Origin of the sequence: Streptococcus mitis (genome assembly GCF_002096835.1) — a bacterium.
Classification (GTDB): Bacteria; Bacillota; Bacilli; order Lactobacillales; family Streptococcaceae; genus Streptococcus; species Streptococcus mitis_W.
On record NZ_NCVG01000006.1, the window covers coordinates 1 to 602 of the forward strand.

1 protein-coding gene is annotated in these 602 nt (G+C 37.4%); it reads right to left on the bottom strand.

The window, feature by feature from the left end:
• On the bottom strand, nt 1–602 hold a 602-nt coding region (locus B7699_RS00055), incomplete at both ends, for a Rib/alpha-like domain-containing protein (protein WP_142358307.1).

Below are 602 nucleotides of genomic sequence, written 5' to 3' on the forward strand. Positions count from 1 at the left end.
TCTGGAATTTTAATTCCTTTGGTGTAATCCTCTGGCGTTAACGGAGTATTCGTTACTGGCGTTTCAATTTCCTTAACTGGAGTTACATTAACTGGAATGTCAACAGTAATCACTTTTCCATTTGGTAATTCAACTGTTACCTTAACTGGATCTTTCTTACCTGGAGTTGTTAAGTCTGGAATGTTCTCAACATTTGTGACCTTGCCACCTTCTGGAATCGTGATTCCTTTTGTATAATCCTCTGGCGTTAACGGAGTATTCGTTACTGGCGTTTCAATTTCATTAACTGGAGTTACATTAACTGGAACGTCAACAGTAATCACTTTTCCATTTGGTAATTCTACAGTGACTTTAACTGGATCTTTCTCACCTGGAGTTGTCAAGTCTGGAATATTTTCTACATTGGTTACTTTTCCACCTTCTGGAACTTTAACAAATTTAGCAATATCCTCTTTTGTTAAAGGTGTATTCGTTACTGGCGTTTCAATTGGTGTTGGTTTAGCTTCTACCACCTTAATCGTTGCCGGAACTTCAACTAATACATTTCCATTTTTATCTTTTACAACAACCGTTACTGGTTTATCCCCAACAGTTGTTGCATC